Source organism: Acinetobacter sp. CWB-G5 (assembly GCF_019209785.1).
Classification (GTDB): Bacteria; Pseudomonadota; Gammaproteobacteria; order Pseudomonadales; family Moraxellaceae; genus Acinetobacter; species Acinetobacter johnsonii.
In genome coordinates this window covers 272,402-281,055 of the sequence record NZ_JAHUTF010000004.1, presented here as the reverse complement: position 1 = coordinate 281,055, position 8,654 = coordinate 272,402, and the positions used below count along the sequence as shown (strand labels likewise).

General features: G+C 43.3%; 8 protein-coding genes and 1 tRNA gene. All 9 read left to right on the top strand.

Annotation, left to right across the window (positions count from 1 at the left end; genetic code table 11):
* On the top strand, positions 1-541 hold a 541-nt coding region (locus tag KVY11_RS10025; RefSeq protein ID WP_256350732.1), incomplete at its 5' end, for an EF-Tu/IF-2/RF-3 family GTPase.
* A 48-nt stretch (positions 542-589) separates the two neighbouring features.
* Positions 590-665: transfer RNA gene (locus KVY11_RS10020), tRNA-Trp, on the top strand.
* A gap of 76 nt (positions 666-741) precedes the next feature.
* Positions 742-1,182, top strand: a complete 441-nt coding sequence (gene secE / locus KVY11_RS10015; RefSeq protein ID WP_004692774.1) for a preprotein translocase subunit SecE — start codon at positions 742-744, stop codon at positions 1,180-1,182.
* Between the two features lie 7 nt (positions 1,183-1,189).
* Positions 1,190-1,723: a transcription termination/antitermination protein NusG gene (nusG, locus tag KVY11_RS10010; protein ID WP_004692772.1), complete on the top strand. Its 534-nt coding sequence runs from the start codon at positions 1,190-1,192 to the stop codon at positions 1,721-1,723.
* A 118-nt stretch (positions 1,724-1,841) separates the two neighbouring features.
* Positions 1,842-2,270 (top strand): 50S ribosomal protein L11, encoded by a 429-nt coding sequence (gene rplK / locus KVY11_RS10005; RefSeq protein ID WP_004668262.1) that lies wholly within the window; start codon positions 1,842-1,844, stop codon positions 2,268-2,270.
* A 3-nt stretch (positions 2,271-2,273) separates the two neighbouring features.
* The gene (rplA, locus tag KVY11_RS10000; protein WP_010325731.1) at positions 2,274-2,969 is read left to right on the top strand and encodes a 50S ribosomal protein L1; all 696 of its coding nucleotides are present in this window, start codon (positions 2,274-2,276) and stop codon (positions 2,967-2,969) included.
* A gap of 301 nt (positions 2,970-3,270) precedes the next feature.
* Positions 3,271-3,777, top strand: coding sequence for a 50S ribosomal protein L10 (rplJ, locus tag KVY11_RS09995; RefSeq protein WP_010325732.1), 507 nt, complete (start codon positions 3,271-3,273; stop codon positions 3,775-3,777).
* A 48-nt stretch (positions 3,778-3,825) separates the two neighbouring features.
* The gene (rplL, locus tag KVY11_RS09990) at positions 3,826-4,191 is read left to right on the top strand and encodes a 50S ribosomal protein L7/L12 (protein WP_004692767.1); all 366 of its coding nucleotides are present in this window, start codon (positions 3,826-3,828) and stop codon (positions 4,189-4,191) included.
* Between the two features lie 301 nt (positions 4,192-4,492).
* Positions 4,493-8,581, top strand: a complete 4,089-nt coding sequence (gene rpoB, locus KVY11_RS09985; protein ID WP_010325733.1) for a DNA-directed RNA polymerase subunit beta — start codon at positions 4,493-4,495, stop codon at positions 8,579-8,581.
* Positions 8,582-8,654: the final 73 nt, after the last annotated feature.

The following is an 8,654-nucleotide window of genomic DNA, read 5'->3' as shown; positions in this document are numbered from 1 at the left end:
CGAAGACGTATTCTCTATTTCTGGTCGTGGTACAGTAGTAACTGGCCGTGTAGAAACTGGTATTGTGAAAGTAGGCGAAGAAGTTGAAATCGTTGGTATCAAAGATACAGTTAAAACAACTGTAACTGGCGTAGAAATGTTCCGTAAACTTCTAGACGAAGGCCGTGCGGGCGAGAACTGTGGTGTTCTTCTACGTGGTACTAAGCGTGAAGACGTACAACGTGGTCAAGTACTTGCTAAACCAGGTGCAATCAAGCCGCACACTAAATTCGATGCAGAAGTATACGTACTTTCTAAAGAAGAAGGTGGTCGTCACACTCCATTCCTTAACGGTTACCGTCCACAGTTCTACTTCCGTACAACTGACGTAACTGGCGCGATCAAATTGCAAGATGGCGTTGAAATGGTTATGCCTGGTGACAACGTAGAAATGTCAGTAGAATTAATCCACCCAATCGCAATGGACCCAGGTCTACGTTTTGCGATCCGTGAAGGTGGCCGTACAGTTGGTGCTGGTGTAGTTGCTAAAGTAACTGCATAATTATAAAATAAAATTACAAATTGGGGTTTCGGCTCCAATTTGTTTTGCAGGTCAGTAGTTCAATTGGTAGAGCGTCGGTCTCCAAAACCGAATGTTGGGGGTTCGAGTCCCTCCTGGCCTGCCAACTTTTTTATAAAAGACGCTTGATGTCGGCAAAACTGGTCATATAATAAGTCGCGAAACCTACGACGAGTACAAAAATGTCGAATGAAAAATTACGCGACGCACAAAGCGACGCGGCAATCCCTCAAAGAAATAATTCTGCTGAAGTAGTTAAATCTGGTTCTCCCCTAGACGTCGTCTTATGGATTATCGCATTGATTTTATTAATTGGTGCGACCATGGTGAATCAACACCTACCAGCGTATTGGGCACCAGCCAACGATATCTGGGTGCGCGTTGGGGTAATTTTGGCTTGTATCATCGTGGCATTCGGTTTATTATACGCCACCCATCAAGGCAAAGGCTTTGCTCGTTTGTTGAAAGACTCACGAATTGAGCTGCGTCGAGTGACTTGGCCAACGAAGCAAGAGACCATGACCACATCTTGGCAGGTGCTTGCGGTTGTAGTTGTTGCATCCATTTTATTATGGTGTTTTGACTACATTTTGGGCTGGTTAATGAAGTTTATTATCGGGTAAGAGAGCTATGAAACGTTGGTACATTATTCATGCCTATTCAGGTTATGAAAAACAAGTGATGCGTTCACTTAATGATCGAATCCAGCGTAGCGCTGTAGCCGATAGCTTTGGTGAAGTCCTTGTTCCTACCGAAGAAGTGGTAGAAATGAAGGATGGTAAGAAACGTAAATCTGAGCGTAAGTTCTTTCCAGGCTATGTATTGGTCGAAATGGAAATGAATGATGAAACTTGGCACATTGTTAAAGAATGTCCAAAAGTTTTAGGTTTTATTGGTGGTACGGCTGAGAAACCGGCGCCAATTACCCAACGTGAAGCAGATGCGATTCTTGCTCGTGTACGCAATACTGGTGAAGCACCACGTCCGAAGACGATGTTTGAACCAGGCGAAGAATTACTCGTAATTGACGGTCCATTCACAGACTTTAAAGGTGTGGTGGAAGAAGTTCTATACGAAAAGTCACGTTTAACGTTGACCATTAATGTATTTAATCGACCAACTCAGGTTGAGCTGGAATTTCGCCAAGTCGAAAAATCAGTTTAATTGGATGTGGTTGAAAAACGCCTGGCTTATTGATAAGTCAGGCATTGTTGTTGTAACGGTATCGTTACTTAGAAATTGGGGAGCCTTCATCGGCGTTTGTACCCAGAGGTAATTTGAAATGGCTAAGAAGATTGACGGCTATATCAAGCTGCAAGTTCCAGCTGGTAAAGCGAATCCATCTCCACCGATTGGTCCTGCATTGGGTCAACGTGGTGTTAACATCATGGCATTCTGTAAAGAATTCAATGCTGCGACACAAAAACTTGAAGTTGGTTTACCAATTCCAGTCGTGATCACTGTGTACAACGACAAGTCGTTCACATTCATCATGAAAACTCCTCCTGCATCTATTCTTCTTAAGAAAGCTGCTGGTATCCAAAAGGGTTCTGCTGTACCTAACAAAACTAAAGTTGGTAAGTTGACTCGTGCTCAATTGGAAGAAATCGCGACTACTAAAGAACCAGATTTAACTGGTGCTGATTTAGACGCACGTGTTCGTACCATCGCTGGTTCTGCACGTTCTATGGGCTTGGAAGTGGAGCTATAAGACATGGCAAAGTTAACTAAACGTCAAAAAGCCATTGCTGCTGCTATTGAAGCAAACAAAGTTTACACTTTAGAAGAAGCCGTAGCTGTTCTTGCTGGTCTTCCTGCTGCGAAATTCAAAGAATCTTTGGATGTTGCGGTAAACCTAGGTGTTGACCCTCGTAAATCTGACCAAGTTGTTCGTGGCGCGACTACACTTCCTGCAGGTACTGGTAAAACTGTACGTGTAGCTGTGTTTGCTCAAGGCGCTGCTGCTGAAGCTGCTAAAGCTGAAGGCGCGGACGTGGTTGGTTTTGATGACCTTGCTGAAAGCATCCAAGCGGGTAACCTTGACTTTGATGTAGTGATTGCTGCTCCTGATGCAATGCGCGTTGTGGGTAAGTTGGGTACGATTCTTGGTCCACGTGGCTTAATGCCAAACCCTAAAGTGGGTACTGTAACTCCTGACGTAGCTGGTGCAGTTAAAAATGCAAAAGCTGGTCAAGCACGTTACCGTGTAGACAAAGCGGGTATTATCCACGCTGCGATCGGTCAAGTAGATTTCTCTGCTGAAGCTGTTCGTCAAAACGTTGAAACTTTGATTGCAGACTTGAAAAAGTTAAAGCCTGCGACATCTAAAGGTGTATACATCAAAAAGATCACTTTGAGCTCAACTATGGGTCCAGGTCTTGTTGTTGATGTAAACAACGTTTCTAACTAAGTTTAACTTAGACAGAATTTTAAAGCCCTGAGTAATATTTGAAGCACTGCTTCAAATATTACGCAAGAGAAACCGGTTTCGGACTACTTGCAAACTTAGGCAAACTTTGAATTGGTAAATGTAGATTTATCAGCGTCAAAGACCTCAGGCGAGAGTAATTTCGATTACTTTCTTAATTTCCCAGCCTGAGTAGACGCGGTGGTGTGATTTGTTCATCCTCCGCGTGTAAGTTCAGTGATGAACTTGCGAATTGGGAGTGTACTTCGCGTAAGTACATAAATCACCGTTAGGAGGTTTTACAATGGCTCTTCTTATCGAAGGCAAAAAACAGATCGTTGCTGAAGTAACTGAAGTTGCTTCTACTGCGTTTGCTGCTGTTGTTGCTGACTACCAAGGTTTAACTGTTGAGCAATTAACTGCTCTTCGTGTTGAAGCTCGTAAGTTAGGTGTTGCTACACGTGTTGTACGTAATACTTTGGCTAAACGCGCTCTTCAAGATACTCCATTCAATATCTTGAACGACAACCTTGTTGGCCCAACAATTTTAGCTTTCTCAACTTCTGCAGATGATATGGGTGCTGCGGCACGCTTATTCGAAGAATTTGCGAAAACTAACAAAGCATTTGAACTTAAAGCTGCTGCATTTGAAGGCAAACTTTATCAAGGCGCAGAAGTTAGCGTTATCGCGAATCTTCCAAACCAAGAGAAAGCGCTTACTATGCTTGCAAACGTCCTTCAAGCTCCTATTTCGAAATTGGGTCGCTTACTTACAGCGCTTCAAGAGAAAAACGAGTCAGAAGCTGCATAAGCTCAAACTTAAACACACATCATTCAATACCCATTTGGAGTTACTCTCATGGCTTTAACAAACGAAGAAATCTTAAACGCAGTTGCTGAAAAAACTGTTCTTGAACTTGTTGAACTTATTTCTGCTTTCGAAGAAAAATTCAACGTATCTGCTGCTGCTGTAGCTGTAGCTGCAGGTCCTGCTGCTGCTGCTGCTGAAGAGCAATCAGAATTCAACGTTGAGTTGACTTCTTTCGGTGCGAACAAAGTAGCTGTGATTAAAGCAGTTCGTGAAATCACTGGTCTTGGCTTGAAAGAAGCTAAAGACATGGTTGAAGGCGCTCCTTCAGTTCTTAAAGAAGCAGTTTCTAAAGAAGAAGCTGAAGAACTTAAGAAAAAACTTGAAGAAACTGGTGCTACTATTACTATTAAGTAATGTTACCAGGGGGGGAATATTAATTTCACCCCAAAAATTGGCTGATGGCTCTTGGGTCATCAGCCTTTTTGCGTTACAATAATCGGCTCGATTTTTGTTTGCTTGGTGGAAAATCCATCAAATTAAAATAAAGAAAAGAATCAAACGCTTACCAATATTTTTCAAATTTAAAAATATTGGTAAGCGTTTCAATACCACTGAAAATTGCAGCATTTGTAAAAAGTGGTGGCCATATCGGCCTGCGTAATTCCTTCTGAGCCCGTTCTGCAGGCGGGCTCGGTTTACTTTCCGAGGACTCCAGATGGCATACTCATATACCGAAAAGAAACGGATCCGTAAGAATTTTGGTAAATTGCCTAGTGTTATGGATGCTCCGTACTTGCTCGCGATTCAAGTCGACTCGTACAGAACATTTTTACAAGATGGCAAATCACCAAAAAACCGCGAAGATATCGGTCTGCAAGCCGCGTTTCGTTCAGTTTTTCCTATAGAAAGTTATTCTGGCAATGCTGCTTTAGAATTTGTTGAGTATAGTCTTGGTAAGCCTGAGTTTGATGTACGCGAATGTATTCTTCGTGGCTCAACTTATGCAGCACCAATGCGCGTAAAAATTCGTTTGATCTTAAAAGATCGCGAAACTAAATCAATTAAAGACGTGCGCGAGCAAGAAGTGTACATGGGTGAAATGCCACTCATGACCGATAACGGTACATTCGTTATTAATGGTACTGAGCGTGTAATCGTATCTCAATTACACCGTTCACCGGGCGTATTCTTTGACCACGATAAAGGCAAAACTCACTCTAGTGGTAAAGTGCTTTATTCTGCGCGTATTATTCCTTACCGTGGGTCATGGTTAGACTTTGAATTTGACGCAAAAGACCTTGTATTTGTGCGTATTGACCGTCGTCGTAAATTACTTGCGACTGTGGTTCTTCGTGCTTTGGGTTATAACAATGCGCAAATCTTAGACTTGTTCTATGAAAAAGTGCCTGTATACCTAGACATGGGTAGCTACCAGATTGACCTTGTTCCAGAACGCTTGCGTGGCGAAATGGCACAATTTGACATCGTAGATAATGATGGCAAAACCATTGTTGAGCAAGGCAAGCGTATCAACGCGCGTCATGTGCGTCAAATGGAAGCTGCTGGCCTAGAAAAGCTTTCTGTGCCTGATGAGTACTTATACGAGCGTATTACTGCAGAAGACATCCCTCTTAAAGATGGTGATGTGATTGCAGCAAATACCTTACTCAGCCATGAAGTGATGGTGAAATTGGCTGAAGGTGGTGTTAAACAATTTAACATTCTATTCACCAATGACATCGACCGTGGTTCATTCGTTGCAGATACTTTACGTGCCGACACCACGACAGGCCGTGAAGAAGCATTGGTAGAAATCTACAAAGTAATGCGTCCAGGTGAGCCACCAACGAAAGAAGCGGCTGAAAACTTATTCAATAACTTGTTCTTCTCTTCAGAGCGTTATGACCTCTCTCCAGTGGGTCGTATGAAGTTCAACCGTCGTTTGGGTCGTCCTTACGAAGTGGGTACCGATCAGAAGTCTCGTGAAGTTGAAGGCATTTTGTCGAACGAAGATATCACTGATGTACTCAAAACATTGGTTGAAATCCGTAACGGTAAAGGTGAAGTCGATGATATCGACCACTTGGGTAACCGTCGCGTGCGTTCAGTAGGTGAAATGACTGAAAACCAATTCCGTGTTGGTCTAGTTCGTGTAGAACGTGCTGTTAAAGAACGTTTAAGCCAAGCTGAAACAGATAACTTGTCTCCGCAAGATTTGATCAATGCGAAACCAGTGGCTGCTGCAATCAAAGAATTCTTTGGTTCAAGCCAGTTATCTCAGTTCATGGACCAAAACAACCCATTGTCTGAGATTACGCACAAACGTCGTGTGTCGGCGCTTGGTCCCGGTGGTTTGACACGTGAACGTGCGGGCTTTGAGGTACGTGACGTACACCAAACTCACTACGGTCGTGTATGTCCAATTGAAACGCCGGAAGGTCCAAACATTGGTTTGATCAACTCGCTTTCTGTTTATGCGAAATGTAACAATTTCGGTTTCTTAGAAACACCATACCGTAAAGTGGTTGATGGTCGTGTAACGGATGAAGTTGAGTATTTATCTGCAATTGAAGAAGTAGGTACTGTGATTGCACAGGCCGATTCTGGCGTAGATAAAGACGGTAACTTAACAGAAGAATTTGTTTCTGTACGTCACCAAGGTGATTTCGTACGTATGCCGCCTGAAAAAGTGACGCATATGGACGTTTCTGCACAGCAGGTTGTTTCTGTTGCTGCATCACTGATTCCATTCCTTGAACACGATGACGCCAACCGTGCATTGATGGGTTCAAACATGCAGCGTCAAGCTGTGCCTACATTGATTGCTGACAAACCGCTTGTAGGTACAGGTATGGAAGCAAATGTAGCGCATGACTCTGGTGTGTGTGTGATTGCGGGTCGTGGTGGTCGTATCGAGTTCGTCGATGCTTCACGTGTCGTGATTCGTGTCAACGAAGATGAAATGGTTGCAGGCGAGGCAGGTGTAGATATCTATAACCTGATCAAATATACACGTTCGAACCAAAACACTTGTATTAACCAAAAAGTTCTTGTGAAACTTGGTGATAAAGTCGGTCGTGGTGATGTATTGGCTGACGGTCCATCAACAGATGGCGGTGAGCTTGCACTCGGTCAAAACATGCGCGTTGCATTCATGACGTGGAATGGTTACAACTATGAAGACTCGATCTTACTTTCAGAGCGCGTACTTCAAGAAGACCGTTTAACCTCGATTCACATTCAAGAATTATCATGTGTTGCACGTGATACGAAATTGGGTGCGGAAGAGATCACAGCGGATATCCCGAATGTGGGTGAAGCTGCACTGTCTAAGCTTGATGAATCAGGTATCGTATATATCGGTGCTGAAGTGACTGCTGGTGATATCCTTGTAGGTAAAGTAACGCCTAAAGGTGAAACGCAGTTAACACCAGAAGAAAAATTGCTTCGTGCAATCTTCGGTGAAAAAGCAGCTGACGTAAAAGACTCATCTTTACGTGTTCCATCAGGTACCAAAGGTACAGTGATTGACGTTCAAGTGTTTACACGTGACGGTCTTGAAAAAGACGAACGTGCGCAAGCAATTGAAAAAGCTCAGCTAGATTCATACCGTAAAGACTTGAAAGAAGAATACAAAATCTTCGAAGAAGCAGCACGTGAACGTATTGTTCGTTTGTTGACAGGTCAAGAGTCTAACGGTGGTGGTACAACCAAGCGTGGCGATAAGCTTTCTGCAGACGTATTGTCTGGTTTAGAATTGGTTGATTTACTTGAAATCCAACCGACTGATGAAGCTATTGCAGAGCGTTTAACTCAAATTCAAGTGTTCTTGAAAGAGAAGAGCTTTGAAATTGATGAGAAGTTTGCAGAGAAAAAACGCAAACTTTCTACAGGTGATGAATTAACAACAGGTGTATTGAAAGTTGTTAAGGTTTACTTGGCTGTTAAACGTCGCATCCAACCGGGTGATAAGATGGCGGGTCGTCACGGTAACAAGGGTGTTGTTTCTAACATCTTACCTGTTGAAGACATGCCGCACGATGCTAATGGTGTTCCAGTCGACATCGTATTGAACCCACTGGGTGTACCGTCACGTATGAACGTGGGTCAGATTCTAGAGACTCACTTAGGTATGGCAGCGAAAGGTCTTGGCGAAGAAATCGACAAGATGTTAAAAGCGCAACGTACTGTACTTGAGCTTCGTGGATTCTTAGACAAGATTTATAACAAAGTTGGTGGCGAGCAAGAAGATCTTGATAGCTTAACTGATGATGAAATTTTGGTGCTTTCAGGTAACTTGCGTGCGGGTGTTCCACTTGCAACGCCAGTATTCGATGGTGCTGAAGAATCACAAATTAAAGACTTGTTAGAGCTTGCGAACATTTCACGTACTGGTCAAACAGTATTGTATGATGGTCGTACAGGTGAACAGTTTGACCGTCCTGTAACTGTAGGTTACATGTACATGTTGAAACTGAACCACTTGGTAGATGACAAGATGCACGCGCGTTCTACTGGTTCATACTCATTAGTAACTCAACAGCCGCTTGGTGGTAAAGCACAATTCGGTGGTCAGCGTTTCGGTGAGATGGAAGTCTGGGCGCTTGAAGCATATGGCGCAGCTTACACGCTTCAAGAAATGCTTACTGTTAAGTCGGATGACGTTGAAGGTCGTACCCGTATCTATAAGAACATTGTAGATGGTAACCATTATATGGACCCAGGTATGCCTGAATCGTTCAACGTATTGACCAAAGAGATCCGTTCTTTAGGTATCAACATTGAACTGAAAAATGGTGACTAAGTTTCTCCATTGAATCTCCCCAACCTCTCTTGTTCAAAGAGAGGCTTCCTCGAAAGGGAAGCGGGGAGATTTC